The 26,850-nt window shown below is 72.8% G+C and carries 24 protein-coding genes; 9 read left to right on the top strand and 15 right to left on the bottom strand.

What is annotated here, in order from left to right:
- From ABCQ75_RS14650 to ABCQ75_RS14640, 3 genes are all read right to left on the bottom strand, one after another.
- On the bottom strand, positions 1–961 hold a 961-nt coding region (locus ABCQ75_RS14650), incomplete at its 3' end, for an IS110 family RNA-guided transposase (protein WP_345886312.1).
- 291 nt (positions 962–1,252) lie between these two features.
- Positions 1,253–2,761 carry a serine/threonine-protein kinase gene (locus ABCQ75_RS14645; RefSeq protein ID WP_345886310.1) on the bottom strand — a complete coding sequence of 503 codons (1,509 nt, stop codon included), beginning with the start codon at positions 2,759–2,761 and terminating at the stop codon, positions 1,253–1,255.
- A 141-nt stretch (positions 2,762–2,902) separates the two neighbouring features.
- Positions 2,903–5,182 carry a transglycosylase domain-containing protein gene (locus ABCQ75_RS14640; protein WP_345886309.1) on the bottom strand — a complete coding sequence of 760 codons (2,280 nt, stop codon included), beginning with the start codon at positions 5,180–5,182 and terminating at the stop codon, positions 2,903–2,905.
- A 148-nt stretch (positions 5,183–5,330) separates the two neighbouring features.
- Between ABCQ75_RS14640 and ABCQ75_RS14635 the strand changes: the two genes are divergently transcribed.
- A complete protein-coding gene (locus tag ABCQ75_RS14635; RefSeq protein WP_345886308.1) occupies positions 5,331–5,750 on the top strand; it encodes an SRPBCC family protein in 420 nt (139 codons plus the stop codon).
- A gap of 11 nt (positions 5,751–5,761) precedes the next feature.
- Here ABCQ75_RS14635 and ABCQ75_RS14630 read toward each other — a convergent pair whose 3' ends face one another.
- Entirely contained in the window at positions 5,762–6,067 is a 306-nt protein-coding gene (locus tag ABCQ75_RS14630; RefSeq protein ID WP_345886306.1) for a hypothetical protein, read from the bottom strand.
- 370 nt (positions 6,068–6,437) lie between these two features.
- Between ABCQ75_RS14630 and ABCQ75_RS14625 the strand changes: the two genes are divergently transcribed.
- Positions 6,438–7,814 (top strand): MFS transporter, encoded by a 1,377-nt coding sequence (locus tag ABCQ75_RS14625; RefSeq protein WP_345886304.1) that lies wholly within the window; start codon positions 6,438–6,440, stop codon positions 7,812–7,814.
- Between the two features lie 181 nt (positions 7,815–7,995).
- On the opposite strand, the gene ABCQ75_RS14620 is transcribed toward ABCQ75_RS14625, so the two are convergent.
- Entirely contained in the window at positions 7,996–8,373 is a 378-nt protein-coding gene (locus ABCQ75_RS14620; protein WP_345886303.1) for a VOC family protein, read from the bottom strand.
- 145 nt (positions 8,374–8,518) lie between these two features.
- The gene (locus ABCQ75_RS14615; protein WP_345886302.1) at positions 8,519–9,121 is read right to left on the bottom strand and encodes a LysE/ArgO family amino acid transporter; all 603 of its coding nucleotides are present in this window, start codon (positions 9,119–9,121) and stop codon (positions 8,519–8,521) included.
- Positions 9,122–9,190: 69 nt separating this feature from the next.
- On the opposite strand from ABCQ75_RS14615, the gene ABCQ75_RS14610 reads away from it, so the two are divergent.
- Positions 9,191–10,090, top strand: a complete 900-nt coding sequence (locus ABCQ75_RS14610; protein ID WP_345886301.1) for an ArgP/LysG family DNA-binding transcriptional regulator — start codon at positions 9,191–9,193, stop codon at positions 10,088–10,090.
- A 250-nt stretch (positions 10,091–10,340) separates the two neighbouring features.
- The gene (locus tag ABCQ75_RS14605; protein ID WP_345886299.1) at positions 10,341–11,462 is read left to right on the top strand and encodes a lactonase family protein; all 1,122 of its coding nucleotides are present in this window, start codon (positions 10,341–10,343) and stop codon (positions 11,460–11,462) included.
- Here the strand turns inward: ABCQ75_RS14605 and ABCQ75_RS14600 are convergent.
- On the bottom strand, positions 11,459–12,562 hold the full coding sequence (locus tag ABCQ75_RS14600) for an FUSC family protein (protein ID WP_345886298.1): 1,104 nt from the start codon (positions 12,560–12,562) through the stop codon (positions 11,459–11,461). The two genes, ABCQ75_RS14605 and ABCQ75_RS14600, sit on opposite strands and share 4 nt — an antisense overlap.
- 134 nt (positions 12,563–12,696) lie before the next feature.
- Here ABCQ75_RS14600 and ABCQ75_RS14595 point away from each other — a divergent pair, with 134 nt between their 5' ends.
- The 3 genes from ABCQ75_RS14595 (at position 12,697) to mgrA (ending at position 15,597) form a co-directional block, all read left to right on the top strand.
- Complete coding sequence (locus tag ABCQ75_RS14595) at positions 12,697–13,635, top strand: LysR family transcriptional regulator (RefSeq protein WP_345886296.1); 939 nt, start codon at positions 12,697–12,699, stop codon at positions 13,633–13,635.
- A gap of 91 nt (positions 13,636–13,726) precedes the next feature.
- Positions 13,727–14,470 carry a phosphatase PAP2 family protein gene (locus ABCQ75_RS14590; RefSeq protein WP_345886294.1) on the top strand — a complete coding sequence of 248 codons (744 nt, stop codon included), beginning with the start codon at positions 13,727–13,729 and terminating at the stop codon, positions 14,468–14,470.
- A 95-nt stretch (positions 14,471–14,565) separates the two neighbouring features.
- Positions 14,566–15,597: an L-glyceraldehyde 3-phosphate reductase gene (mgrA, locus tag ABCQ75_RS14585; RefSeq protein ID WP_345886293.1), complete on the top strand. Its 1,032-nt coding sequence runs from the start codon at positions 14,566–14,568 to the stop codon at positions 15,595–15,597.
- A 31-nt stretch (positions 15,598–15,628) separates the two neighbouring features.
- Here mgrA and ABCQ75_RS14580 read toward each other — a convergent pair whose 3' ends face one another.
- The 4 genes from ABCQ75_RS14580 to ABCQ75_RS14565 all read right to left on the bottom strand — a co-directional run bounded on the left by ABCQ75_RS14580 (position 15,629) and on the right by ABCQ75_RS14565 (position 19,397).
- On the bottom strand, positions 15,629–16,414 hold the full coding sequence (locus ABCQ75_RS14580) for a class I SAM-dependent methyltransferase (protein ID WP_345886292.1): 786 nt from the start codon (positions 16,412–16,414) through the stop codon (positions 15,629–15,631).
- A gap of 9 nt (positions 16,415–16,423) precedes the next feature.
- Entirely contained in the window at positions 16,424–17,959 is a 1,536-nt protein-coding gene (locus ABCQ75_RS14575; protein WP_345886291.1) for a putative bifunctional diguanylate cyclase/phosphodiesterase, read from the bottom strand.
- The gene (locus ABCQ75_RS14570) at positions 17,943–18,332 is read right to left on the bottom strand and encodes a DUF7793 family protein (protein ID WP_345886290.1); all 390 of its coding nucleotides are present in this window, start codon (positions 18,330–18,332) and stop codon (positions 17,943–17,945) included. The genes ABCQ75_RS14575 and ABCQ75_RS14570 overlap by 17 nt, the downstream gene beginning before the upstream one ends.
- A gap of 78 nt (positions 18,333–18,410) precedes the next feature.
- Complete coding sequence (locus tag ABCQ75_RS14565) at positions 18,411–19,397, bottom strand: GGDEF domain-containing response regulator (RefSeq protein WP_345886288.1); 987 nt, start codon at positions 19,395–19,397, stop codon at positions 18,411–18,413.
- Positions 19,398–19,643: 246 nt separating this feature from the next.
- On the opposite strand from ABCQ75_RS14565, the gene ABCQ75_RS14560 reads away from it, so the two are divergent.
- Positions 19,644–20,828, top strand: coding sequence for a type I restriction enzyme HsdR N-terminal domain-containing protein (locus tag ABCQ75_RS14560; protein WP_345886287.1), 1,185 nt, complete (start codon positions 19,644–19,646; stop codon positions 20,826–20,828).
- 3 nt (positions 20,829–20,831) lie between these two features.
- Here ABCQ75_RS14560 and ABCQ75_RS14555 read toward each other — a convergent pair whose 3' ends face one another.
- Positions 20,832–21,569, bottom strand: a complete 738-nt coding sequence (locus ABCQ75_RS14555) for a potassium channel family protein (protein ID WP_345886285.1) — start codon at positions 21,567–21,569, stop codon at positions 20,832–20,834.
- A 194-nt stretch (positions 21,570–21,763) separates the two neighbouring features.
- Between ABCQ75_RS14555 and ABCQ75_RS14550 the strand changes: the two genes are divergently transcribed.
- On the top strand, positions 21,764–22,000 hold the full coding sequence (locus tag ABCQ75_RS14550; RefSeq protein WP_345886283.1) for a three-helix bundle dimerization domain-containing protein: 237 nt from the start codon (positions 21,764–21,766) through the stop codon (positions 21,998–22,000).
- A 40-nt stretch (positions 22,001–22,040) separates the two neighbouring features.
- Here the strand turns inward: ABCQ75_RS14550 and ABCQ75_RS14545 are convergent, their stop codons facing one another.
- From ABCQ75_RS14545 to ABCQ75_RS14535, 3 genes are read right to left on the bottom strand one after another with little or no spacing between them, the layout of a single operon-like run.
- Positions 22,041–24,425 carry an MMPL family transporter gene (locus tag ABCQ75_RS14545; RefSeq protein ID WP_345886281.1) on the bottom strand — a complete coding sequence of 795 codons (2,385 nt, stop codon included), beginning with the start codon at positions 24,423–24,425 and terminating at the stop codon, positions 22,041–22,043.
- Complete coding sequence (locus tag ABCQ75_RS14540; RefSeq protein WP_345886280.1) at positions 24,422–25,912, bottom strand: SDR family oxidoreductase; 1,491 nt, start codon at positions 25,910–25,912, stop codon at positions 24,422–24,424. Before ABCQ75_RS14540 ends, ABCQ75_RS14545 begins: the two co-directional genes overlap by 4 nt.
- On the bottom strand, positions 25,909–26,784 hold the full coding sequence (locus ABCQ75_RS14535; RefSeq protein WP_345886279.1) for a tryptophan-rich sensory protein: 876 nt from the start codon (positions 26,782–26,784) through the stop codon (positions 25,909–25,911). The genes ABCQ75_RS14540 and ABCQ75_RS14535 overlap by 4 nt, the downstream gene beginning before the upstream one ends.
- Between the last annotated feature and the right edge of the window lie 66 nt (positions 26,785–26,850).

Here is a 26,850-nt window from a genome sequence, read left to right as displayed (position 1 = left end):
GGGCACCTTGGAGGTGGGGGTTTCCGGGGCGGGTGCGGCTGGACTTGACCCTTCCGGCGGACTCGTTCTGGCCGGGCGCGGTCCCGGCCCAGGAGGCGAGATGGTCGGGGGTGGGGAAGCGGCTCATGTCCGCCCCGGTCTCGGCGACGATGATGTCTGCGGTCACCGTGCTGATCCCGGGGATGGTGCAGATCAGGTCGTGGAAGGGGCGAAAGGGCTCCATGAGGTCCTGGATCCGTTCGGTGAGCTGCTCCAGGGCGGCGCTGTGGCGGTCGATGAGGTCCAGATGGACACGGGCCAGGAACGCGTGGTGCTCGGTGAAGCGGCCGGTGAGGGCATCGGTCAGGGCAGGGATCTTGGCCCGGAGCCGCCCGCGCGCCAGGCCCGCGAGGGCCGCTGGGTCGCGTTCGCCGGCGATCAGCGCCTCGAGCATGGCCCTGCTCGAGACGCCCAGAGTCTCAGAGGCAACCGAGGAGAGCTTGATCCCAGCGTCCTCGAGCAGCTTCTCCAGTCGTTGGACCTCGCGGGTCCGCTCGCGGGTGATGGCCGTCCGGGTGCGGGTCAGGTCGCGCAGTTGGCGGATCGGCGCGGGCGGGACGAATGAGCCGGTCACGAGCCCATGGGCGCCCAGCTGCGCGAGCCAGGTCGCGTCCGCGACATCGGTCTTGCGCCCCGGCAGACTCCGGGCATGTCGCGCATTCACCAGCATCAGCCCGAGGCCAGCGTCCTCGAGCAGGTAGTAGAACGGCTTCCAGTAGTCTCCTGTTGCCTCCATCACCACGCAGGTCACTCCCTCGGCAACCAGATGATCCCGGAGGGCGAGGATCTGCCCACTCATCGACGACCAGGTCGTGACGGTCTCGACCGCCTTGGACCGTCCCGATCCGGCGATCCGCACGCACACCTTCGCATCGCGCTTGGAGATGTCGATCCCAGCGCACCGCGGGTGAATGAGTTCCATCGTCCCACTCCTTCCCATACGACAGGTCCGCCGTGGGGAGGGCAGGGGAAACTCAGAATTCTGACACTCGGGCTCGAAGCACCAATCCACAGTCCCGTGTGGAACCCTCCGCTCCCATGCTGTACTGCGGGCACGAAGCACCACAGATGAAACCGGGCTCTGACCACGACCGACCCCCTCAGGATCCGACCGGCCCCGCGATCAGGCAACAGGCGACCACACGCCGATCTTCGCAAACCCATGGTGCGCCCCGAAGGCGGCGCCGGAATGCTGTACCCGAAACGGAAGGGGTCAGTCGTCGGCGCCCTTGTTGGCGTCCCGCCACGCGCGCTTGGCGTCCTCGAGGGCCTTCTTCGCAGCGTCCTCGGCCGCCTTCGTGGCCTCCTCGGCTGCCTGCTGGGCGGCCCGCTCGGCCTGCTTCGCGGCCTCCGGATCGAGCTGCGGGGTCTCGACCGGGCTCGGCTCGGGCGCCGGCTCGGCGGGTGCCTCCGTGGCCGCTTCCTGCGGCGCGGTCTCCTCGGGCGCGCTCTGGCGGGGCTGGAACGCCGCGGAGACGAGGCTCACCGCGATGGCGAGCACAAGGATCGCGGCCAGCGCGCCCGCCACGATCCACGTGAGCCGCCGCATCCGGCCCTGCGCGGCGGCGCGCTCGCCCGGACGACGCCGGCGGGTGGCCGGCGGCTCCTCGTCCTCCTCCGGCTCGAGGTGCTCGAGCTCCGCCATGAGCGGCGAGCGGCGGGAGCCCGGACCGCCCTCGGCGGACGTCCAGGCGGCGGTCTGCGCCGTGCGGGCCTGGCCCGGCTCGTGGGCGGGCATGACCGGCAGGGCCTGCGTGGCCGGGGAGATCGCCTGGGTCGCGGCGGTCGGGACTCCGGCAGCTCCGGCGGCCAGCCCGCCGGCACCGGCCAGCCCGCCGGCGAGCAGCGCACTGGCGGGGGTCTCACCGCGCAGCACGCCCACGACCTCGGCGGCGCCCGGCCGTGCGGCGGCGTCCCGCGCTGTCATGGCCCGCAGCAGCGGCTCCCACAGGGCGCCCAGCTCCGCGGGCACGTGCGGGTCCCGCTCGAGCCGCGCCACGGCGGACTCGATCGGGGTGCCCTCGAACGCCATATGCCCCGTGAGGCATTCAAGGAGGACGAGCCCGAGCGAGTACACGTCCGAGGCCGTCCCCACGTCCTCGCCGCGCGCCTGCTCGGGGCTGAGGTAGTTCGCGGTGCCGATCGTCATGTTCGCCTCGGTCATCCGCGCGCTGTCCGCGAGGCGGGCAATGCCGAAGTCCGTGAGCTTCGCGCTCTCGCGCCCGCCCGGCACGCCGCCGGGGACCAGGACGTTCGCAGGCTTGATGTCCCGGTGCACGATCCCCAGGCCGTGCACGTACGCGAGCGCGGAAGCGAGGTCGAGCGCGAGGTGGTGGACGTCGTCGTGCGCGAGCGGGCCGTGCGCGAGGCACCCGCCCAGGTCCGAGCCGTCCACGAACTCCATCACGAGGTACGCGACCTCGCTGGAGCCGTCCTCGCGGAGGTCCGCCCCGGCGTCGTAGAGGCGCACGAGCCCCGGGTGCGAGAGGCGCGCGAGCACCTCCATCTCGGCGCGGCGGCGCTGCGCGTGCAGCGGGTCCGCGCTCTGGGCGCGGAACGTCTTGACCGCCACGTCACGGCCCAGGACCTCGTCCTGCGCCCGGTACACCGTGGCCATTCCGCCCTGCCCGGCCACCGCCAGCAGGCGGTACCGTCCGCCCACCACGGTGCTCTCGAGCCCCGTCCCGATCCCTGTTCCGAACCCTGTTCCGATCCCGGTCACGCTTCGCCTTCCGTCTCCGCCCAAGCCCCATCAAGCCTAGCCGGGGCTGGAGGGCGACGCGCCGGGGGAGCGGGATGGGCGTCAACCAGGCGGTTCAGCCAGCCGCCCGGCGGGACGTCCGGCCGGGCGTCCGGCCGCCGTTCAGGGGGAGGGCCCGGGGGAGCCGGGAGCCGGGGAGGCGCGCGGCGCGGAGGGGGCGCCCGACGCCGGTGCCCCCGTCTGCGGGGGCGTCGCCGTGGACCCGTTCCCGGGCAGGGGGTAGACGGGCGCCGGCGGGGGCGGGGTGCCGCCGATGAGCTCGGGCGGGGGAGGATCGAAGGCGCCGTGGTCGAAGAACCGCAGCACCTTCTGCATGTAGAAGGCCCACTGCGGGCCGGCGATGTAGGCGCCGTCGACCGTCTCCCAGAAGCGCCCGTTCACCACGACGTTGCGCCCGAGGTGCTCCTCGGGGTTCCGCAGCGCCTCCCCGAAGAAGGAGGCCGTCACGAGCCCCCGCGTGTACCCCATGACCCACGTGGAGCTGTTGAACTGGTTGGTGCCGGTCTTCGCCGCCGCCGGGACGCCCAGACGGATGGTCTCCCCTGCAGGGTCCTTGATGTGGTAGCCCGAGCCCTTCACGAGGACGTCCTCGAGCACATTCGTCACCGCCCGGGCCACGCCCGAGGAGACCGCCTGGCGGCACTGTGTCTTCTGCCCGCCGATCACCCGGCCGCTCGCGTCGCGGACCTCCGTGACGACGATCGGCTGGCAGTGCGTCCCGTTCGAGGCGAACACGGCGAAGCCCGAGGCCATGGTCAGAGGGGAGACATTCGCGCCGCCGAGGAGGTTGCCGATCACCGAGAGGTCCAGCTTGCGGCCGCGGCCCTCGCCGTCGTGCAGGCCCAGGGCGTCCGCGGCCCGCTGGATGCTGCAGAAGTCGTCCAGGCCAGCCGCCGAGGCGAACGTGGCGGTGTTGATGGACTGGTAGACGCCCTCCCGCACCGGCATGGGCCGGTACCACCCGGGGTCGTTGTTCTGCAGGTCCGGGGCGGTGCCGAGCGGGACCGTGGTGCTGTCGAAGGCCCCGGTGACGCGCCCGCACGTGGAGCGCCATGGATGGTTGAGGGGGTAGCGGCGCCTCGAGGCGTCCACGATCCGGTTGGTGGGCTTCCCCTCGTTGAGCCACGCCGTGAGCGTCACGGGCTTGAGCGCGGAGCCCGGCTGCATGCCGCCCGCTCCGCCGAGCGGGTTCCCCTGGGCATCGGTGCGGTCCACGTTGAAGTTGTACGTCGTGACGAACCCGAGGCCCTGGCCCTTGAGCATGCGCGTGTTCTGCGCCATCGCCAGGACCCTGCCCGTGCCCGGCTGGACGGTGACGAGGGCGGCCCCCCACCTGTCCGGGTTCTTCCCCGCGGTGGAGTCCACCTGTGCCTGGGCGGGACGCTGGAGGCGCGGGTCGAGGGTGGTGCGGATCGTCAGGCCTGCGCGGGAGAGGCGCTGCTCGCGTTCGTCCCGCGTGGCGCCGTAGGCCGGGTCGTTGAGGACCACGTTGACGGCGTAGTCGCAGAAGTACGGGGCCTGCGCCGCGTACGCGCAGCCCTGGTGCGGGGGCGAGACCTTGAGCTTGAGCGGCGTCGCGACGGCGGCGGCGTGCTCCTTGGGCGTGATGTAGCCGTGCCGGAGCATCGCATCGAGCACGAGGTTCCGGCGTGCAACGGAGTTCTCCGGCCGGGTGATCGGGTCGAAGAGCGAGGGCCCGTTGACCAGCCCCGCCAGCAGCGCCGCCTGCGGGAGGGTGAGGGCCTTGGCGTCCACCGAGAAGAAGTAGCGGCTCGCGGCCTGGATGCCGTAGGCGTTGCGGTGGAAGAACACGATGTTGAGGTAGCCCTCGAGGATCTGCTCCTTCGAGTAGTTCTTCTCCACCGCGATGGCGAGCTTCGCCTCACGGAGCTTGTCCCCGAGGCTCTTCTCACCGTTGAGCACCACGTTGACGTTCTCGCCCTCCGCTAGGAGGTTCTCCTTGAGCACGTTCGCCACGTACTGCTGGGTGATGGTTGAGGCGCCCTGACGGCTGCCCCCGCGTGCGTTCGCGACCGCCGCGCGCACGATCCCCTGCAGGTCGACGCCCCCGTGGTCCAGGAAGCGGTAGTCCTCGACGGCGACGATCGCGTCCCTGATGTGCGGGGACATCTTCGCCAGCGGCACCGGCGTGCGGTTCTCGGTGTAGAGGGTGGTGATGAGCGAGCCGTCGGCCGCGAGCACCTTCGTCACGAGCGCCTGCGGGGTCTCCTCGAGCTCGCCCGGCAGGCTGTCGAAGAACTCCGCCGAGCCGTGCGCCGCGCCCCAGACCGAGACCGTGATCGGCGCCAGGAGCCCCGTGACCAGCACCCCGCACAGCGCGCTCACCCCGAACAGGGCGGCGAGCCTGCCGAGTGCCCTCATGAGTGGCCCCATATGCGGATTATGGTGCCCGCCGGCCGTGCCGTCCATGGCACTTTGGTCACGCTTTGCGCACGACGCCGGGACCTCGCCTCCACGTTCCCATGGCGCCCGGGCTGCCTGTCCAGACCGCCGCGCGTACCCTTGGTGCGTGTCCGAGTTCCGCCACCTGAGCGTCCCGATCGCCCTGTCCCCGCGCGCGGTCGCCGCGTTCGCCGGCAGCCCCGGCAACCTCCCCCGGTGGGCCGCGGGCCTCGCCGCCGGCATCCGCGAGGAGGGGGGCCGCTGGCTCGCCGACTCCCCGATGGGGGCTGTGGAGGTCCGGTTCGTGGGGGACCGGGAGGCCGGGATCCTCGACCACGAGGTCACCCTCCCGGACGGCACCGTGGTGCTCAACCAGTTCCGGATCCTCGCCGACGGCCCCCACAGCCTCGCCGTGTTCCACCTCCGCCGCGAGGACGGCGTCACGGACGAGGCGTTCGCCGCGGACGCGGCCGCGGTCCAGGCGGACCTCGACGCCCTCAAGGGCATCCTCGAGTTGGGCGAGGGCCAAGCGCCGCGACGGCACTGACGCCGAACGCTTCAGGTGCAACGGGGACCCGGCCCCTCCCTGCCCGCTTCTTCCATCCACTGCGTCGTGGCGTTCGCGTCCTGGTCCACCCAGGCCCTGGACAGGCACGCGGCGTTGTTGCACTGGGCAAGCTCGTAATGCCTGAAGTCCCAGCCCCATGCCACGACGTGGATGCTGGGATGCCGGCATTCGCCGAGGTAGCGGCGAGCCGGGCGTGGGCCGTTGCCGTCGAGCCACCGGACGCTCTCGGACCCGTAGACGTCGATCCGCACTCCGAGCCCGATCCTGGACCCGGGGTCCACCTCATGCCTTCCCATCTCGGCATCCTCCTGCCCTCATCGCAGGCCTGCCCGATACGCGCTGCACCGCGTGCAGACGGCGACCGAAAGAGCCTCGCCAGCCGCTCGGCCCTGCAGCCCCGGGCGTGCTCCCAGTGTCCGCTGCCCCACGCTGCCTCGTCAGGGCCGAAGGTCACCGCCGCATCTGCGAGCCCGGCTGCAGGTCCAGTCCGCCTATCCAGGCCAGTCCGCCTGAGGGGAACCGCAGGCCCGGGCGGCCCTTCTTCTCGCGGGCCATGGCGACCCAGCAGGCCAGAGTCGCCCGATTGGCCATGGGGCCCGTGCCCCGGCCGCGCCTACTCTGGGTGGACGCCCAGAGAAAGAGCCCTTCCCCGCCATGCACGTGCCCGTGACCCAGACCGAGCAGGCTCCCCGTCCCCGCCTGCAGCGCCCCCGCCTGCACCGTGCGTGGCTCGTCGCGGGCGTCACGCTGCTCGCGCTCCTCGCCGCGGCCGCGTTCCGCTCCACGACCGGTGCGCTGTTCGAGCCGCTCGAGGGCGAGTTCGGCTGGAGCCGCGCGCAGACCTCCACGGCCGTGACCGCGAACCTCGTCATCTATGGGCTCGTGGCGCCCTTCGCTGCCGTGCTCATGGAACGCTTCCAGCTGCGCGCCGTGATCGCCTGCGCGCTCGTCATGGTTGCGCTCGGGAGCGGGCTCACCGTGCTCATGACCGAGGCGTGGCACCTATGGCTGCTCTGGGGCGTGCTCATCGGCGTCGGCACCGGCATGATGGCACTCGTGTTCGGGGCCGTGGTGGCGAACCGGTGGTTCGTGAAGCGGCGCGGGCTCGTGATGGGCCTGTTCTCCGCGGCGAATGCGTGCGGGCAGCTCATCTTCCTTCCCGCAGTGGTGCACCTGGCGGGCCACGAGGGCTGGCGTACCGCCGCGCTGCTCGTGGCTGTGTTCGCCCTCGCGATCGTGCCCCTGCTCGGCTGGCCGTTCGCGAACCGCCCCTCCGAGGTGGGACTCGAGCCGTACGGAGCGGACCCGGTGGCGGACGACGCCGACCTCCCGCCTGGGGCCGGCGCACCGGCGGCCGGCGGAGCATCCCCCGGGCAGGCACCACGGCCGGCGGCGACCGCGACGGCCGAGGTGACGGTCGGCGTCGTGCGCCGCAATGCCGCCGCCGAGGCAATCGCGGTGCTGCGCGGGTCCGTGCGGAAGCGGGCGTTCTGGATCCTCGTGTTCACCTTCTGGGTGTGCGGCTGGAGCACCAACGGGCTCATGCAGACCCACTTCATCCCCGCCGCGCACGACCACGGGATGCCCGCGACCACGGCGTCCGGGCTGCTCGCGCTCATCGGGGTGTTCGACGTCATCGGGACCATCGCGTCCGGCTGGCTGACGGACCGGGTCCGGCCGTGGATCCTGCTCGTGGCCTACTACGGGCTGCGCGGAGCCTCGCTCCTGACCGTCAACGCGCTGCTGGGGCCGGACGTGGAGCCGGCGCTGTGGATCTTCATCGTGTTCTACGGGCCCGACTGGGTTGCGACCGTGCCGCCCACCGTGGCGCTGTGCCGGGAGCACTTCGGGCTCGAGCGGTCCTCGGTGGTGTTCGGGTGGGTGTTCGCGTCCCACATGGTCGGCGCGGGCGTGGGCGCGTTCCTGGCCGGGTGGGGCCGCGAGGTGTCCGGTACGTACCTGCCCGCGTGGATGTCCGCAGCCGTGCTGTGCTTCGCGGCGGCCGCGAGCCTTCTCCTCCTGCCGCGGCGCGCGGGTCGCTGAGCAGGGGATACGGTGCCCAACGACACAACTCAGGTCCTGGAACGGGCCTGAACCACCCGATACAGCCCTGAGTTGTGTAGATAGGCACGCCCTTCGGCTTCGAAGGCTCGGCGCTGGACCGGATAGCACCCGGTGGCCGGGCAGCCTCGTGCGCGAGGGCGCTGAGCACCGGTGCGGGCAGTCAGGAGGCGTCCAGCCGCCTGCGCAGGAGGCAGAACTCGTTGCCCTCCGGGTCGGCGAGGACATGCCAGGACTCGCTGCCGGTCTGTCCCACGTCCGCCGGGCGGGCGCCCAAGGCGAGCAGCCGCTCCAGCTCGGCGTCCTGGTCGCGGTCCACCGGGTTCACGTCGATGTGCAGCGGGAGCCGCCCGGTCCGCGGGTCCGTGCTGGGGCTCAGGATGAGGGTGGGCTGCAGCCCGCCGAACCCCTCGGGCGGGCCGATCTCGATCGCACCGTCCTCCCTGTCCAGCTCCACATACCCGAGGACGTCGCTCCAGAACGCCGCGAGCAGTTCGGGATCGGCGCAGTTGAGGACCAGTTCGCTGATGCGGCATGACATGGGAGCGAGTGTACGGACAGGCGCCCCACGCGGCCTGTCACTTCCAGCTCGGCTCGGCGGGCCGCGGGCGCGCGCGGCCTCGGGCCGCCGGGGGCGGGGGTGCGGGCCGCGAGTGGACGGTCTCGGGCCGCCGGGGCGCGGGCCGCTACCCGCCGAACGCGAGCATGACCGCGAGGCCCGCCATGAGCAGGGCCACGCCCCCGTCCAGCGCGCGCCACGAGGCCGGCCGAGCGAAGAACCCCGTGAGCGAGCGGGCCCCGAAGCCGAGGAGCGGGAACCACAGCGCGCTCGCGGTCACGGCGCCGAGCCCGAAGAGCCACCGCCCGTCGCCCTGCGCGTTGGCGAGCGACCCGAGCAGCACGAGCGTGTCCAGGTAGACGTGCGGGTTGAGCCACGTGATGGCGAGGACGGTCCCGAGGACGGAGAGCAGCGTCCCGTTCCCGCCGGCCTCGGCCGCGGTGAGGGCGCCCGGGCGGACGGCCCGCTTGGCCGCGAACACCGCATAGGCGGCGAGGAACGCCACGCCCGCCCAGCGGATCACCTCGAGGACCCCGGGCGCCGCCTCGAGCAGCGCCCCGATCCCGGCCACGCCCGCGAAGATGAGCGCCGCATCGCTCGCCGCGCACACGAGCACCACGGGCAGCACCCACACGCGCTTGATGCCTTGGCGCAGCACGAACGCGTTCTGCGCGCCGATCGCCACGATGAGGCCGAGGCTCGCTCCGAAGCCGGTCAGGAAGGGGGTCATGCCTCGACGGTACGGAGACGAGACCTGAAGGGCAACTAACCTTTTCTGCAGCTGCATTAGGATTGCTTCATGGATCTGGAGCAGCTCCGCGCCCTCGCCGCCGTGGTGGACCACGAGACCTTCGAGGCCGCCGCCTACGAGCTCCGCATCACCCCGTCCGCGGTGAGCCAGCGCATCAAGGCGCTCGAACGCAGCGTGGGCAGCGTCCTCGTGCGCCGGCTCAAGCCCGTGGTCCCCACGCCCGCGGGCGAGCGGCTCCTGCGCTCGGCCCGCCAGCTCCTCCTGCTCGCCGATGAAGCGCTGCTCGCGCTTCGCGGGGCCCAGGACGCGGACGACGCCGGAACCCGCCCGGGCGGGCCCCTCACCGAGAGGCTCCGGGTCCCCATCGTCGCGAACGCGGACTCGATCGCCACGTGGCTGCCCCGCGCTCTCCGCGAGGTGGGGCTGGGAGGGAGGATCGCCGTCGAGCTCCTCCGCGACGACGAGCACGCGACCGCGGACCTGCTGCGCTCGGGGGACGCCGTGGGCGCCGTGACCGCGGACCCGCGGCCGGTGCAGGGCTGCCGCGTGCGGCCGCTCGGGACCATGGTGTACCGGGCGAAGGCCTCGGCGGAGTTCATCGCGCGCTGGTTCCCGGACGGGCCGACCCCCGCCGCGCTCGCCGCGGCGCCGGTCATGCAGTACGACCGCAAGGACAGCCACCAGCTGGCGCTCCTCGCGCGCGTGGCACCGGACGCAGCGCCGCCCCAGCACTTCATCCCCGACTCGGTGCAGTACGTCGAGGCGGTGCACGCTGGCCTCGGTTGGGGGATGGTGCCGGACCTGCAGGACCCGGACGGGGAGCTCGTGGAGCTGGATGCGGGCTGGAACGAGGACCTCGAACTGTACTGGCAGGCCTGGACCCTCGACTCCCCGGGCCTCGACGAGGTGACCGAGGCCGTGGTGCGCGCGGCGGGCGTGCTGAGGTAGCCGGTCGCGGCACCCGTCCCCTCCGCCCCCCGCGCAATTGTTGGGTTGAGCACGGTGCGAGGGCGTGCCACCCTGCTCAACCCAACAATTCGCGGGGAGGGGGAGCACGGGGGAGGGAGCGTGGGGAGGGGGAGCGGGAGGGGGAGCGCGGGGGGGTTGGGGTGGGTTGGGGTGGGGAGGGGGAGGGGTTGCACCGTGCGCGGAGGGGTAGCACTGAGGCGGAAGCAGCCGCACAACGGAAGGCCCTGCCATGACCGAGCCCCGCACGCTCCTCGCGATCGCCTGCCCGGGAGCCGGCGCCGTCGACACCCTCGCCCTCGACCCGACGACCGGGCAGCTCGAGCCGCTCGCCACGGTCGACGGGCTCGGCGGGGCCTCGGCCCTCGCGTTCGCGCCTGGCGGGGAAGCCCGCGGGGCATCCCCCGGGGCATCCCCCGCCGGGACCACGCTCTACGCGGCGTGCAACGAGGGCCGGCCGCGAGTCGTCGTGCTCACCGTGGACGGCCGCGGCGCCGGGAGGGTGCGCGAGGACGTCCCGCTGCCGGCCTCGTCCTGCTTCATCGTGCCGGACCCGGCCGGGCGCGGCCTGTTCAGCGCGTCCTACGGCGAGGGCCGGCTCGACCTCGTGCCGGTGCCGGGCCTCTCGGCCGGGCCCGCGCGCACCTTCGCCACGGGCCGCAACACGCACTGCGCCGCCGTGAGCCCGGACGGCCGCTTCCTCTACGCGACGGCCCTCGGCGACGACCGCCTCAGCTGGTTCCCCGCCCGGGAGGCTCTGGTTGAGTCTGCGCTGGAAGCTTCACCGCAGGCGGACGACGGCGCTGCGGCCCCGGGTGGGTCCGTCGCCGCCGCGCCGGGCTCGGGTCCGAGGTACCTGCGGCTCAATGCCGCGGGCGACAGGGCCTATGTGGTCCACGAGCGGACGGGGGAGATCGCGGTCTACGCCCGGGACGCCGGGAGCGGGGAGCTGGAGCTCCTCGAGCGGGTCTCCGCCGTGGAGGGCCTCGGGCTCGAGCCGGGCCCGGTCCGCTCGGCGGAGACGCCCGATCCCGGCCCCGGGGTCGTGTGGGCAGCCGACCTGCGCCTCACGCCGGACTGCCGCTTCCTCTACACGACCGAGCGGTCCACGGGCACGGTCGCGGCCTTCGCGGTCGGTGCGGACGGCCGGCTCGGGTACCTCTCGCGCACCGAGACCGAGGCGCAGCCCTGCGGAGCCGCCCTCGACCCCTCGGGGCGGTTCCTGCTCGTGGCGGGCGAGGGCTCCTCCCACGTGACCGCCTACAGGATCGGACAGGACGGCTCGCTCGCGCCGGTCTCGCGCGCGGCGACGAGCGCGGGGCCCGTCTGGGTCGAGGTCCGCGGCGGGGCCTAGCCGCGCGGCACCCGGGCGGGGCCGTATAGGGACGCCGGCTTCGGCGTCGTGCGCTGCTGTGCCGAGGCGAGCGCCGAGGCGAGTGCCGCGACGAGCACCCCGGCGGCCACCCCGAGCACCGTGTCCACGGCCCTGAACGCGACGAGCGAGCGGGGCTCGGAGGGCGCCGCCAGCTGCGTCATCATGAGGATGAGGGGCGTGAAGAAGCCCAGGGCGAGGCCGTAGTTGCGCGCCATGAACAGCTCCGTGGGGAACAGCAGCGCCATCACCGTCAGAGCCGCGGGGCCGCCGTCGACCCCTGCGTCGAACAGCGCTCCCGCCACCACGAGGCCGGCCAGGCTCCCCACGACGCGGTGCGCGCCGCGGCGGGCCACGCTCGCGAGCCCGGGGCGGAGGTGGCGGCCCGGATCGGTGGCCGAGAGCGGGACGATCGCGGAGGCGATCGCCCAGTTCGCGTGGTCCACGCCTAGCACGACCCCGGCGGCACCGGCCGCCGCCGCCGCGGCGGCGTAGCGGACCGCGTGTGCCGACGCCAGCGCGAGCCTGCCCGGCACAGGGTCCGGGCCGTGCCGGGCCGTCGCGTCGGCCCTGCCCAGAAGGCCGAGGAGCAGCGAGAACAGCGCCGTCGCCGCGCAGAGGAGCGCCGCCGTCACCGGCGCGACACGGCCCGCGGGGACCGTGGCGAGCGCCCCGAGGGCGAAGACCGCGAAGAAGGGCCCCTGGGGCCTGAGACCGAGGCCGTCCGCCACCACGCCGGCGGCACCCGCGAAGAGGGAGGCGCACGCCACGAGGACCCAGGGCCCCGCGTCTACCGCCGCTAAGGTGATCCCGATCGAGGCGCCGGCCATGATGACGGCACCCCCGCACGCCTGATGGCGCAGACGGGCCAGACGCGTCTCACCGCGACCGTACATGCCGGTGAACGAGCCGAAGACCGCGTAGATGATGAGGTCCGGGCGGCCCGCGAGCATGAGCGCCGCGCCCGGGACGGCGAGCCCGAGCGCAACGCGCCCCGCGTGCTGCCAGTCGCCCCTGCGGGACGGGAGCCGGTGGGATGGGGGCCGGTGGGATGGGGGGCCGGGCGGGACGGTCTGGGGCACTGGCTCTCCTGGGGTCGATCGCCTGCAACTGTCCCGCACCTTTCCCGGCGCCGTCCAAGCGGAAGTTCCGACCGCATGATCGGCGCGGCCTATCGTGAGGGGCGGCGGCGGTCCTCGCCGTGGTGGAATGGCCCATGCTGTTCCGCCAACTCGAGTACTTCGTGGCCTTGGCGCGGGAGAAGCACTTCGCCCGGGCGGCCGCCGCGTGCTACGTCTCCCAGCCCACTCTGTCCGAGGCGATCCGCAAGCTCGAGCACGAGCTCGATGTCCCCCTCGTGCGCCGGGGCCGCGCCTTCGAGGGGCTCACGCCCGAGGGCGAACGGCTGGTCGCGCGGGCGCGCCGCCTCCTCGCCGACCATGACGCCCTCAAGGACGAGGCCGCCTCCCTCAGGACGGGGCTCACCGGGGAACTCCGGCTCGGCGTCGTACCCGCCGCGGCGGGCACGGTGGCGCTCCTCAGCGACCCGTTCTGCGCGGACCACCCGCTCGCGTCCGTGCGCCTCGAGACGAGCCTGCGCTCCGCGGAGATCGCGCAGCGGATCCGGGCCTTCGAGCTCGACGCCGGACTCGTCCACCCGGACGGCCTCGATACCGAGGGCCTCGCGGTGCTGCCGCTCTACGAGGAGCGGCAGGTGCTCGTGGCCGGCAGCGACCTGCTCCCCGATCCGCCCGAGCGCCTCGACTGGGCGGACGCGGCCGAGCTCCCGCTGTGCCTCCTGAGCTCCGGGATGCAGGGGCGGCAGGTGGTGGACGACGCCTTCGCCGCACGGGGCCTCGGCGCCGTGCCGCGGCTCGAGGCCGACTCGGTCGTGACGCTCATGGCGCACGTGGGCACCGGGTGCTGGGCCAGCATCCTCCCTTCGTCCTGGCTGCGTACGCTTCCGCCGCCGCCCGGAGCGCGCGTCGTGGCCCTCGACGGGCCGGCCACCACGGCCACAGTGGCCCTCGTCATTGGCGGAGGACCGTCGGCATCCCTCATGGCGCGTGCCCTCGCCGGCACGGCTCGGGCAGTCCGGGTCACCGGGCCGCTCGCCCAGCTGAGCAACCCCGGCCCGGGGCAGGGGGAGCCGTGAGGACTGGTCTCCGGGTGAGTCCGTGCGGCCCACGGGGTAAGGGGAATCGACAGGGGCGCGTGCGATCGTCCGGAAGCAGGAGGAAGCCGTCATGACGGTGGGAGTCGAGGGGCACCGGCGCCGCAGCGTCCGGCAGGCGCTGCGCACCAAGCTGGCCCGGACGGAATGGGAGATCCCGCCGTCCTACCGCCGCGGGCTCTACGCAGGAGGCGCAGCCCTCATGGCGGCCGGCGCCTTCCTCTTCCTCAGGATCGTCGCGGACGTCCAGGGGTCCACGGGGCTCGCGAGCCTCGATCCGGCAGTCACCGCGTGGTTCGTGGAGCACCGCTCGGAAGCCGCCACCGTCCTCGCGGTGGTGCTCGCCACCGTGTTCGGGCCCGTGGCCATGCCCGTGATCGTGGTGGTGGTGTGCGGGCTGTGGGCCCGCAAGGCCAGATGGGCGTGGAGGCCGGTCCTGCTGGCGGGGGCAATGCTGCTCGGGCTTGTCCTCGTCCAGCTGCTCACGCGGGTGGTGAACCGGCCCCGGCCGCCTGAGGAGATCATGCTCCTGGGCCACGACCCCACCTCGTCCTTCCCGTCCGGGCACATCACCGCCACGGCGGACTTCATGCTCGTCGGGGAATACCTCATCGTCTCCCGGGCCTTCACCCTCCTCAGGGCGCTGATGTCCACGCTCCTCGCGCTCGCCGTCATCGTGGCGGAGACGGGAGCCCGGCTCTACCTCGGCTACCACTGGCTCACGGACGGGCTGGGCTCTGGCGCGCTCTCCCTCGTCGTCTTCGGGGCCGCCCTCATCGCCGACGCCTGGCACTCGGTGGCCGGGCCACCCGGGTGAGCGGGCGGCCTCCCGCTCTGGCGGGGAACCGGCACGGTGGGCCGTAGGCTGGACCGGGCACCCCGCCGTCGTACGCACACTGCCGAAGGAGCACCATGGCCTACACCGCCGCCGATGACCGCTACGAGCGTATGGAGTACCGCTTCACGGGCCGCAGCGGGCTCAAGCTGCCCGCGCTCTCGCTGGGCCTGTGGCAGAACTTCGGCACGGACCGGCCCGAGGAGACGCAGCGCGCCATCCTTCGCCGCGCCTTCGACCGGGGCGTGACCCACTTCGACCTCGCCAACAACTACGGCCCGCCGTACGGGCGCGCCGAGGAGAACATGGGCCGGTACCTGCGCGACGACTTCGTGCCCTACCGTGACGAGCTCGTCATCTCCACCAAGGCAGGCTGGGACATGTGGCCTGGCCCGTACGGCCAGGGCGGCGGGTCGCGGAAGTACGTGCTCGCGAGCCTGGACCAGTCCCTCAAGCGGCTCGGGCTGGACTACGTGGACATCTTCTACAGCCACCGGTTCGATCCCGAGACGCCCGTCGAGGAGACCATGATGGCCCTCGACACGGCCGTCCGCTCGGGCCGCGCGCTCTACGTCGGCATCTCCTCGTACTCGGCGGCGAAGACCCTCGAGGCCGCGCAGATCGCCCGGGACCTCGGCACGCCGCTGCTCATCCACCAGCCCTCCTACTCGATGCTCAACCGGTGGATCGAAGAAGACCTCCTCGACGAGCTCGACGCGCAGGGCATGGGCTGCATCGTCTTCACCGCGCTCGCCCAGGGCGTGCTGACGGACCGCTACCTCGACGGCGTGCCGGCCGACTCGCGCGCGGCGCGCTCGTCGTCGACGATCAAGGCGGACCACCTCGACGACCGTACCCTCGGCCACGTGCGCCGGCTCAACGAGATCGCCGCCGCCCGCGGGCAGAAGCTCGCGCAGCTCGCGCTGCAGTGGGCGCTGCGGGACCCGCGCGTCACCTCGGCAGTCATCGGCGCCTCGAGCGTCGAGCAGCTCGACACGAATCTCGACGCGCTCGCCGGCCCGCCCCTGACCGAGGAGGAGCTCGCGATGATCGACCGGGACGCGGTCGAGGCCGGCGTGAACCTCTGGGCCAAGCAGACGGAGGACTGACCGGTCCGGTGCGGACGGCCCGCCGCGCGGGTCAGCGGGCCGCGAGGACGGCGCAGTAGCCCGGGATCTCCGCCGGCACTCCCGGCACCCCCGGCTCTGCCAGGGGGACGGTCCCGATGACGACCTCGGTCTCCTCGAGCAGGGTCCAGTCCGAGGCCGGGAAGGCCCTGCGCAGCTCGCGCGGTCCGAAGTGGCCGGGCTGCGGAAGCGTCTCGATCGCCTTCCGCAGGGGTCCGGGGATGTGGCGGGCGGTCGCGCCGAGGTGCTCGAGGTAGGCCAGGCCGGAGCCGCGGAAGTTGGTCTCCGTGAGGAGGACGCGGCCCCGGCTGCCCACCGCCTCACGCAGGTTCGCCGCCAGAGTCCTCCGCGCACCGGGTCTGAGGACATGGAAGACGCCGCGGACGAACACGTTGGCCTCGCCCACCCGTTCCCGCAAGGCACCGCCCGCGCCGTCATCAAGGGCATCGAGGACGCCGAACGCCGCGTTCGGCACGCCGGACGCCTCGCGGGCGGCCTGCTCCACGGCGCTCGCGGACTGGTCGATGCCCACGGCCTCCGGGAACCGCTCCGCGAGCCAGCGGGTCCAAGTCCCGTTGCCGCAGCCCACATCGAGGACGGGGAGCCCGGGATCGAGGTGGCGGCGGACGAGCTCTTCGTACTGCGCGCCCTCCGCCTTCGGCGACCCGTCCCAGAGGACTTCGCCGGCCGGGACCGTGCGCCAGTACTGCTCCCATGCGTCAGCCCGGTTCCGGGGCGCGTGCGAGGCCAGCCGGAGGACCACCGGCAGGAGCCGGATCCGGCCGGCGTGCCTTCGCATGCGCAAAGACTAGCCGCGTGCCGCCGGGAAACCCGCCAGGAGGCCGAGGACACGGTCCGGGGCAACCGGCCGGCTGAAGAAGTAGCCCTGTGCGTAGGCGCAGTCCATGCGCCGGAGCAGCTCCGCCTGCCGCGCGGTCTCGACACCCTCGACGACGGCGCTGAGCCCGGCGGAGGTGATGAGGTGCAGGACCGCCTCGACGAACTGGGCCTGCGCGGCATCCGAGTCGATTGTGCTGATGAGGGACTGGTCCACCTTGACCGTCTGGGCCGGAAGGTCGCGGAGGTAGCTGATGGACGAGTATCCCGTGCCGAAGTCGTCGATCTGCAGCTGGATCCCGAGCCTCCGCAGGCGGCGCAGCACCCGCGCCTCCTCGCTGCCGCGCGTCATGAGCACCGTCTCGGTGATCTCGAGGACCAGACGGCTCGGGTCCACCCCATGCGCATCGAGGCACGTGCGGATGTCCCGGTCGAGGCCCGGTCGGCGCAGCTCGGTTGCCGAGAGGTTCACGTGCACGGTGAACGCAGGCAGTTGGGGGGCCTCGTCCATCCAGGCCCGCATCTGGGCGATCGCCTGCTCGAGGACCGAGCGGCCGAGGTCCACGATGAGGCCCATCTCCTCGGCGATGGGGATGAAGGCGCCGGGCATCACGACGCCCCGCGTGGGGTGGTTCCAGCGCACGAGCGCCTCGACCCCGATCGCCTCGCCCGTGGCGAGGGCGATGATCGGCTGGTACACGAGCTCCAGCTCGGCGTTCTGCAGCGCGGTGCGCAGTTCGGCCGCGGTCCGGGCCCGCTCTGTGGTCGCGGCGAGCATGGCGGGCCTGAACACCTGCACGTTGTTCCGGCCGCGCGACTTGGCCTCGTACATCGCGATGTCCGCATCGCGGAGGCGTTGCGGCCAGTCGGGAGGGCCCACGCTCACGCCGATGCTCGCGGTGGCGCGCACCGAACCGCCGCCCACCGACACGTTGTCCTGGAGCGACTCGAGCGCGCGCCGGGCCACCTGCATCGCCTCCTGCTCGGTGGTGTCCCGGATGAGGATCGCGAACTCGTCGCCCCCCAGACGGGCGACGACGTCGCTCCCCCGGACGGTCGAGCGCAGCCTCCGCGAGACCTCCACGAGCACGCGGTCGCCGGTGTCGTGCCCGAGGGTGTCGTTGATCTCCTTGAACGAGTCCAGATCCACCATGATGACCGCGGTCGTGTGGGTCGCGCGGGTGGTGCGGACCGCAGTGTCCTTGAGCGCAGAGCGGTTGGGGAGGCCCGTCAGCACGTCGGTGACGGCGAGCTCCTCGAGCTCGGCCTGTGTCCGCCGCAGCATCGCCGTCCGCTCCTCGACGCGGTCCTCGAGCTCGGCGTAGACATGGTCGAGCTCCTCGGCGAGGAGGTTCACGCCCGTGATGACGGCGTCGAGCTCGTCGCCGGCGTCCGAGGGCTCCACCCGCGCGCTCAGGTCCCCCGAGGCGAGCACCAGGATCGCGTCGACGAGCGCCTGCAGCCGAGGGTCCGGCGGGGGGCCCGGCGCATCAGCCGCCGGTTCCATCCGCCCCGTCCAGGAGCCAGGCCGTGGCCTCGGAGCGCGAGGTGAAGAACCGCGTGGGGCAGGGCGGCGTGTGGACTCCCAGGAAGAAGTTCGCGATCACCCGGTCCACCGGGCTGGACCCGAGAAGGGCGATCCGGGAGGCGTCGCAGGGGATGGAGAAGACAGCCCGTCCCTCGCGCGTGACGGACCTCGTGGTCGCCATGTCCACGAGCATGGGATGCGGGGCGCCCTGGCAGATCTCGTTGACCTTGGCCATGGCCGCCCTCGCGTCGGCGCCCTCCACGACGATGCGCTGGTCCCACTGGAGGTGCAGGATTCCGTCTGCGCGGAGGGCGATCCGCCCCTTGCCGCCTGGGATCTCCACTGGTTCCACATGCGTCCTTCCCCGCCGAGCGTTGTGGCTCAGCGTAGTCGGCGGCCGGCAGGCCCTCCAGCACTTCGAGTCCGCGCCCTACCACTCGTTCGCGGCCACCTTCTGGTCCGGCTCGGCGAGGACCACGCTGTTGGTCCCGCCGGACCGGGCACGCGAGTGGGCCTGGTCGGCTTCTGCGACGAGATCCTCCGCGCTGATGGGCCGTGCGGGGCTGAAGACGGAGATGCCAACGCTCAGGGTGAGCACGCTGTCCGGGCTGGCGGAGTCCTCGATTCCCAGCGCCTGCACGCTGCGCCGCACGCGTTCCATCGCCGCGAGTGCCCCCGCCCACGCCTGCTGGGGGAGCACGACGGCGAACTCGGCGCCGCCGAACCGGTACACGAGGTCGCTCCTGCGCACGGTCTCGGTCAGGGTCCGCGCCACGGCCTGCACGGCCCGGTCCCCGGCCGCCTCGCCCGTCCGCACGCGGTAGTCCTCGTAGCCGTCGACGCTGCACAGCGCCACCGCGAAGCGCTCGCCGTAGCGCTGGCCGCGGTCCAGCAGGACCGAGAGGTCCTCGCTCAGCCGGAGCCTCGTGCTCAGCGCAGTGAGGGGATCGGTCCGGACACGGTCCGAGAGGGCGGACCGGTAGCGCGAGAGCTCCGCGTGCAGGGCCGTGACCCGGTGCGCGACCATGAGGCGGCTGTGGATTGCCGCGGCGTCGACGGGCTTCGTGAGGCAGTCGTCCGCGCCGGCCCGCAGCCCCGCCAGCTCGTCCTCGTCCGGGCGGGAGGCGAGGACGAGGACGTAGGCCCGGCCGGAGGACGCATGGGCGCGGATCCTGCGGCACAGCGCGAGGCCGTAGCCCTCTCCGGGGCTGCTGTCCCGTGCAGGGGCGCCGTCAGGTCCATCCTGCGTGGGCGGGAGGTCGTCCGCCACGAGGACGACCTGCGGGGACTGCGCGAGGAAGGCCTCCCAGGCTGAATCTCCGTCGCGCGCTGTGGCGCATTCGTGCCCGGCGCTCTCCATGGCGGACCGGAGGGCGCGGAGCGATGCGGGATCGCCGTCCGCTACAAGGACTCTCATGCAGGTCCCCCGACCTTGTTGCACTGCATCGTCTCTTCTTGGGAGGGCCGCTTCCGCGCCCCTGCGGGTCTATTGCCCCGTTGGGGACATTGTCACGCCGAAATCACGCGTTTGCACTAGTGTTCCGCGCAGGATTGGCGCAGGACTGGACGCGGACGTGCGCCGCCGGACCCTCCCCACCAGCGCCGAGCCTTGGCTAGAGTCTGCACAGAGCGGTCGAGGGAGCCGCTGGAACTGGGGGATCCAATGGAGGCGAAGGCTTCAGCGCGGTACTCGGCGTTGGTGCGGTGGGCAGAGGCCGCCGCGGCGGCCGGGCATGAAGTGCCAACAGTCGAGGTGCTGGAAGTGCTTGCCGTGACCAGATCTGTCGAGGCTCCGGGAGCTGAGCACGTCGCTGTGAAGTCCTGGGCTGAGACCATCCGCTGGATCATGGCCCAAGCCTCCATGGGAGTCGTCGACCCATACTCGCAGCTCCCGGAAGAACTCGCCGTTCCTGTTGCGCTGTCGCCGGCCGCGGAGCGGGACGAAGGCGGAGGGACCGTGACGACAGCTGGACAGGAGCCGTCCCCTGAGGAAGCGATCGGTACGGCAGCCCTCCTTGCGGAAGATGCGCCGTCGGGCGAGGAGGAGCGCGCGCACCCCGCGGTTGTTGGCGCTGAGAACGGCGAGCCCCACCGCGCGGCGCAGCCCCTTGAGGATGATGGCTCCACAAAGTCAGGCTCTGTGAAACCCCGTCTGAAGATCCCTCGCTGGGAGGAAGCTGCGCGCGAGCAGACTCTGGCCGCCGTGCGGAAATTCGCCGGTCCCTTGCGCGAGCTGCTGGAGCGCGATGCGAACGAAGGGGACACCCGCCTCCTGATCACCGATCTCCTCTGCGAGGGGCTTGGATACGACAAGTACGCGGACCTGACAACGGAGTACATGGTCCGTCAGGATTTCGCAGACTACGGCGTGCGCATCGACCGTCAGCTTGTGGCCTTCATCGAGGTGAAGCGCGTCAGCCAGAAGCTCAACGAGCGCCATCTGCGGCAGGTGCAGATGTACGCGGTGAATGAGGGCATCGAATGGATGGTCCTCACCAACGGTCAGATCTGGCAGGTCTACCACCTCACGGGCGGGCTTCCCATCGTTGTGGATCTCGCCCTCGAGGTGGACCTGCTCGGTCCCGAGCCCGCCGAGACCAAGGCATCACGGCTCTTCTACCTGCACCATGAGTCCCTCAAGCGCCGGCAGATCGAGGACGTGTGGCGGCACAGTGCCGCCACGGCGCCTGAGCTCCTGCTCGAGGTCGTCCTCTCCGAGCCCGTGCTGGACGTCATCCGACGAGAAGTGAAGAAGAGGACGGGGACGGCAACAAGCACGGATGTCCTGCGGAAGGTCATCCGGGCAGACCTCGCCCAGCCGAAGCTGCTCGACAGGATCTCCCACTAGCCGTCATCCGCTGGCGCCGCTTCCATTCCTCTCGGCCAGTTCGGCTTCGAGGCGGGCGACGTGGGCGGTGAGGCGCGCCATGGTGTGCTCGATCTCCTCGTTGCCGGTCTCGACGACCGCTGCCGTCTCCCGGCTCACCGCCTCCACGAGCCATGAGGCCATCGAGGCTGTGACGGCGCCCAGCACAGCGATCCCCGACAGCATGAGCCCAGCGGCGACCAACCGGCCGACAACGGTGACAGGGTAGTGATCGCCGTATCCGACCGTGGTGATAGTGGCCAAGGCCCACCAGAGTGCGTCTCCGAAGGAGGTGATGTTGGCTCCTTCAGCGTTCTGCTCGGCATCCAGGACCGCAAGGGCTCCGCAGTAGGCCAGGATGACAGCGGCTCCGGCGACAAACGTGGCGATGCGGCCCCGCAGCCGGCTCCCTGCCGTCCGGTGCATGACCCGCAGGAGCAGAACGAGCCGGAGAAGTCGCAGCGGCCGCAATGCGGGGAGTGCGAGGATGGCCAGCTCGTGCAGGTTGCGCATGAACCAGCGCGCCCGGGACTGCGCGAGGGCCAGCTTGACCGCATAGTCGGCGAAGAAGACTGCCCACGTGATCCACACAATGGCCTCGGTCCAATCCAGTTGCGCCCCACTGGGGGCTGCGACGACCTGGACCGAGTAGGCCATCAGGAAAAGGAGCGCAGCCACCACCAGAGGCCACTCGGACAAACGGCTCCAGCGCTCGAGAGTCATGGCCGCATGGTAACCATGCGCTCCTCATGCCGCGCCTTCGAGCGCGCGGGCGCAGTGTGACGGTGCGCGGCTCCGCGCGGTCTCGAGTTATGCGGTCTTGTGCACCAGCATCGGCGTCACGGCGGCGCCGGGGGCGGGACGTGGTCGCGAGCATCCGGGGTTGCGATCGGGCGCGACGAGAGGAAGATTGGGGGATGCACGAGAGTGAAGCCGATGCTCTGGACGGGGTCACGTCCCGCCTGACCGGCCGGTTCCCCGAGCTCGACGACGAAGCCGTCGCCTCGGCCGTGAGCGAGGCAGCAGCCCAGATGACCGGACCCATTCGGGACTACGTCCCGGTTCTGGTCGAACACAACGCCCGCGACCGCCTCACCAAGGAAGCCGGCCATCCGCCCAAGCCGATCTCGTCGGCAGACCTCCACCAGGGCTGAATGCTCCGCACGGCTTGTACGGGCAGATGGCGGGCAGGCCTTATGCCGGCACCTTCGCGCCTTCCCGATCTTCATCCCGCGACCGGGACCCCCGCGCGAGGCGGGACGGCCACCAGATGGCCGGCCCGGCGTCGTACGCGAGTGCCGGGACGAGCAGCGACCGCACCACCACGGTGTCCAGCAGCACCCCGAACGCGACGATGAACGCGAGCTGGACCAGGAACAGGATGGGGATGACGCCGAGCGCGGCGAAGGTCGCCGCGAGCACGATCCCGGCGGACGTGATGACCCCGCCGGTGAGCGCGAGCCCGCGCAGGATCCCCGGCCGCGTGCCGATCTTCAGGGACTCCTCGCGCACGCGGGTCATGAGGAAGATGTTGTAGTCCACCCCGAGGGCCACGAGGAACACGAAGCCGAACAGCGGCACCGACGCGTCCGCGCCGGGGAACCCGAGCACGTGGTTGAACACGAGCGCAGAGACGCCCAGCGCCGCGCCGTAGGAGACCACCACCGAGGCGATGAGCAGCACGGGCGCGAGCACGGACCGCAGCAGGAGCATGAGGACCACGAGGATCACGCCGAGCACGAGCGGGATGATCTTCACCAGGTCCGCCTGGGCGGTCTCGTTCGTGTCGAGGGCGATCGCGGTCACCCCGCCCACGAGTGCCTCGGGGTCCGCCGCATCGAGCGCGCCGCGGAGCTCCTTGACCACCTGCTCGGCCTCCGCAGAGTCCGCCTGGTAGTCCAGGACGGCGTTGATGAGCACGCGTCCTTCGCGCACGACGGCGGGAGGGCCGGGGGCGACGTCGGCCCCGCCGGCGGCCGGGGGCTGGCCCGGGCCTGACGGTGCGGCACCTGTGTACCCGGCCCCCGTGTACAGGGAGGCGGACGCGACGCCCGGGGTGCCGCGCACCTCTTCGAGGACGTCCGCGGCGCGATCCTCCCGGGCGACGACCACCACGGGGCTTCCGGAACCGGCGTCGAAGTGGCGGGCGAGGACCTCCTGGCCCTCCACCGACTCGGTGGCCGTGAGCACGAGTTCGGTCTGCTCCACACCGTGGGCCTTGAGCTGGGGGAGCCCCGCGAGGCCGGCGCCCAGGAGGACGAGGGCCACGATCCACGTGAGGCGCGGACGCCGGGCCACGAGGGTGCCGACCCCCCGCCACAGGCCCCGGACGCCCTCGAGGCCGGGAATCCCGGCAGTGCCCCGCGCGCCAGCAGCGTCCGCCGTTCCGGCACCTCCTGCACGTCCCGGACCGCCGGCCGTCCCGGCGCTGCCCCGCGCAGGCGCCGCCGAGTGCCGCGGGCCCGGGCGTGCGCCGTCGTGCGCCCCTGACTGGACCGCCGTGTGCGCGTGCGCGCCCTCGAACCGGGGGCGGAGCGGCCAGAAGACGCCGCGTCCGAACAGGACCAGCAGCGCGGGCAGGAAGGTGAGCGCGGAGAGAAGGGAGAAGGCGATGCCGACCGCGGCGATCGGGCCGAGGCTGCGGTTGGAGTTGAGGTCGGAGAACAGGAGGCACAGGAGGGCGAGGATCACCGTGGCGGCAGAGGCGAGGATCGGCTCGAAGGAGCCGCGCCATGCGGTCCACAGGGCGGACCAGCGGGACTCCACAGAGTGCAGGGCCTCGCGGAAGCGCGCCACGAGCAGGAGCGCGTAGTCGGTCGCGGCGCCGATCACGAGGATGGACAGGATGCCCTGGCTCTGCCCGCTCAGGGTGATCCACCCCGCGGCGGCGAGCCAGTACACGGCGAGGACCGACGCGCACAGCGCCCCGACCGCGGAGAACAGCACGAGGAACGGCAGCACCGCCGAGCGGTAGACGAGCAGGAGGATCACGAACACCGCCCCGACGGCGACGAGCAGCAGGATGCCGTCGATCCCGCCGAACGCGGAGACGAGGTCCGCCGTGATTCCGGCGGGGCCCGTGACCCAGGCCGTCCACCCGTCGGGGACACCCTTGGCCACCTCCCGCAGCTCGGCGACGACGCTGCGCAGGCCCTCGGCCCCCTCAGCGATCGGGACCACGAACTGGACCGCCCGCCCGTCCTCGGAGGGGATGGGGCCCACCACGCTGCTCCCGCCGCCACCCGCCCCGGCCGGGGCGGGGGCGACGCCCTCCACGGATCCGAGCTCGGCCGCGAGGGGGGCTAGGGCGGCGAGGTCGGTCCGGGAGAGCGCGCCGTCTTCCCCGGCGGCCTTCTCGACGACGACGAGCGCCGGGATGGCCTGGGAGTCCGTGAACTCCTCCTGCCAGGCGCGCACCTCCGTGGACTCCGCGCTTGCGGGGAGGAACGTGGCCTGGTCGTTGCTCGAGACGGAGGAGAGCTTCCCGAAGGTCGGCCCGCCGAGGCCCGCGAGGACGAACCACAGCACCACGAGGCCCACGGGCAGGAGCCAGCGGGCGGATCGCCGCAACGTGGTCATCGGGTCCCTTCCTCCACGCTGGCTGCCCCCTTCTCGGCTGCGGCGACGATCCGGGAGGCCATGCCCTTGAACACGATCCCGTGGAACGGCAGCACGGCGAGCCAGTAGAGCCGCCCGGCCAGGCCATGCGGCAGGAAGACGGCCCGCTGCCGGTACACGCTCCCGGGGCCGTCCGGCTCCACCGTCATCTCGAGCCAGGCCCGCCCGGGCACGCGCATCTCCGCGCGCAGCCGCAGCAGCCGCCCGGGCTCGAGCGCCTCGACCCGCCACCAGTCCAGCGCGTCCCCGAGGTGCAGGCGCTGCGGGTGCCGCCGGCCGCGCCGCAGCCCCACCCCGCCCACGAGCTTGTCGATCCATCCGCGCGCGGCCCACGCGAGCGGGAACGAGTACCACCCGTTCTCCCCGCCGATCGCCTCGACCACGTCCCACACCCTCGCGGGGTCGGCGGGGCTCGCGGCCGTGCGCTCGTCGGTGTACACGGTGGCGCCGGACCAGGCGGGGTCGCTCGGGAGCGGATCGCTCGGGGCGCCGAGGGCGGAGGAGCCCGCCCAGGTCGTCTCGACCTCCCCGCGCTCGATCTTCCCGAGCGCGAGCCGCACCGCGGCCTCATAGGAGGTCAGTCCGCCCTCGGGCTCGCGGATGTACGCCGCGATGCCGTGCTCCTGCACCACGCAGTCGTTCTGGAGGGACTCCACGAGCGGCACGGCCAGGGCGCGGGGGATAGGGGTGACGAGGTTGACCCACTGCGCCGCGAGCCACGGGGTCAGCACGGGCAGGGCGAGGATTGCGGGCTCCCGCAGCCCGGCGGCGCGGGCGTACCCGCGCATCATCGCGGCGTACGTGAGCACGTCCGGACCGCCGATGTCGAAGGTCCGGTTGACGTGGGCGGGCAGGTCCGCGGCGGCCTCGAGGTAGTGCAGGGCGTCCCGCACCGCGATGGGCTGGACCCGGTTGAGCACCCAGCGCGGGGCGGGCATGACCGGCAGCACGTCGGTGAGGTGCCGGACCATCTCGAAGCTCGCCGACCCGGACCCGATGACGAGTCCCGCCTGCAGCACGGCCGTGGGCACCCCGGAGCCGAGGAGGATCCGCCCCACCTCGGCGCGGGAGGCGAGGTGCCGGCTCAGGCCCCTGCCGGGGTTGAGCCCGCTCAGGTACACGATCCGGCCCACGCCCGCGGCCTCCGCGGCCCGCGCGGTGTTCTCGGCGCACGCCCGCTCGCGCTCCCGGAAGTCGTCCCGGCCCGTTCCGCCCATCGAGTGCACGAGGTAGTACACGACGCCGGCCCCCTCGCACAGCGCTGTGGCGGCGGCAGGGTCCTCGAGGCTGCCCGTGACGGCCTCGACGTCGGCGCCCCACGGGAGGTCCCGCAGCCTGGACGGGTCCCGGGTGAGCACGCGCACGCGGTTCCCCTCGGCGAGGAGGCGGGGCACGAGCCTCCCGCCGATGTACCCGGTGGCGCCGGCGACGGCGATGAGCCGGCTCACGCCGTCGTCCCCGCCGTGGTCTTCCGGGGGCCGTGCGCGAGCGGGGCGCGTCCGCCGCGGAGGCGCACGGCGAGGCCCGCGGCGAGCACCACGGCGGCGGCGGCGAACGCGGCCGCGCCCACGGTGGGCATCGCCGGCTCGCCGGCCAGGCGCCCCACCCCGATCCACGCGAGGCCCCACGCGATCGAGAGCAGCGGCGCCGCGCGGCCCGTGAGCGCGAGGGCCACTCCCACTGCGGCGCCGACGGCGAGCACGACGACGGCGGCGGGCTCCGCAGGGATGCCTGCGGGGAGCGCCGGGCTGGGTTCGCCGGGCCGGATGCCGAGCGCGGCAGCGGCCGCGGCCGCCGTGTTGGCCGCGGTCGCGACGCTGATCCAGCCCAGGTACAGGCCGAACGTGCCGTCGGCGAGCACCAGCTCGGTCCGGCTCGCCGGAGGTGTGGCCAGGAGCAGGGCGAACAGCCGGCAGAGCACGGCGAGGAGCACGAGCATCACCATGAGGGTGAGCGGGAGGGACCCGGCCTGGGAGGCCCACAGCCACGCGGCGTTGAGCAGCATCGAGGCCGCCGCCCAGGGCCGGACGGCGCGCTGGCGCGGGCTGAGGCGGGCGGCGGGGAGCAGCTGCCACACCGCGTACGCGAGCAGGCCGGCGTAGATGACGCTCCAGATCGAGAAGGCCCGCGTGGCGGGGGAGAGGGGGGTGGCGGTGGCCGAGAGGTAGCCCCCCGCGGCGTCCTGCACGGGCGTGCCGCCGAAGGCGCCGCTGCCGAGCGCGGCGAGGGCCAGCGCGGCGAGGGCGGACGCGGCCGTGAGCGCGGCGGGCCACCATCCCGGGCCGGCAGTGCGGTGGGCGGTGCTGTGCATGGTCGCCATGGTGTCCCCTCGGCCGGTGGAGGAGGGGCCTTTACACAGGACCCTTTCTCCAGAATCATGTTTCTC

It is taken from the genome of Sinomonas halotolerans, assembly GCF_039615075.1.
GTDB lineage: Bacteria > Actinomycetota > Actinomycetes > Actinomycetales > Micrococcaceae > Sinomonas > Sinomonas halotolerans.
This window is presented reverse-complemented; position numbering and strand designations above follow the sequence as displayed.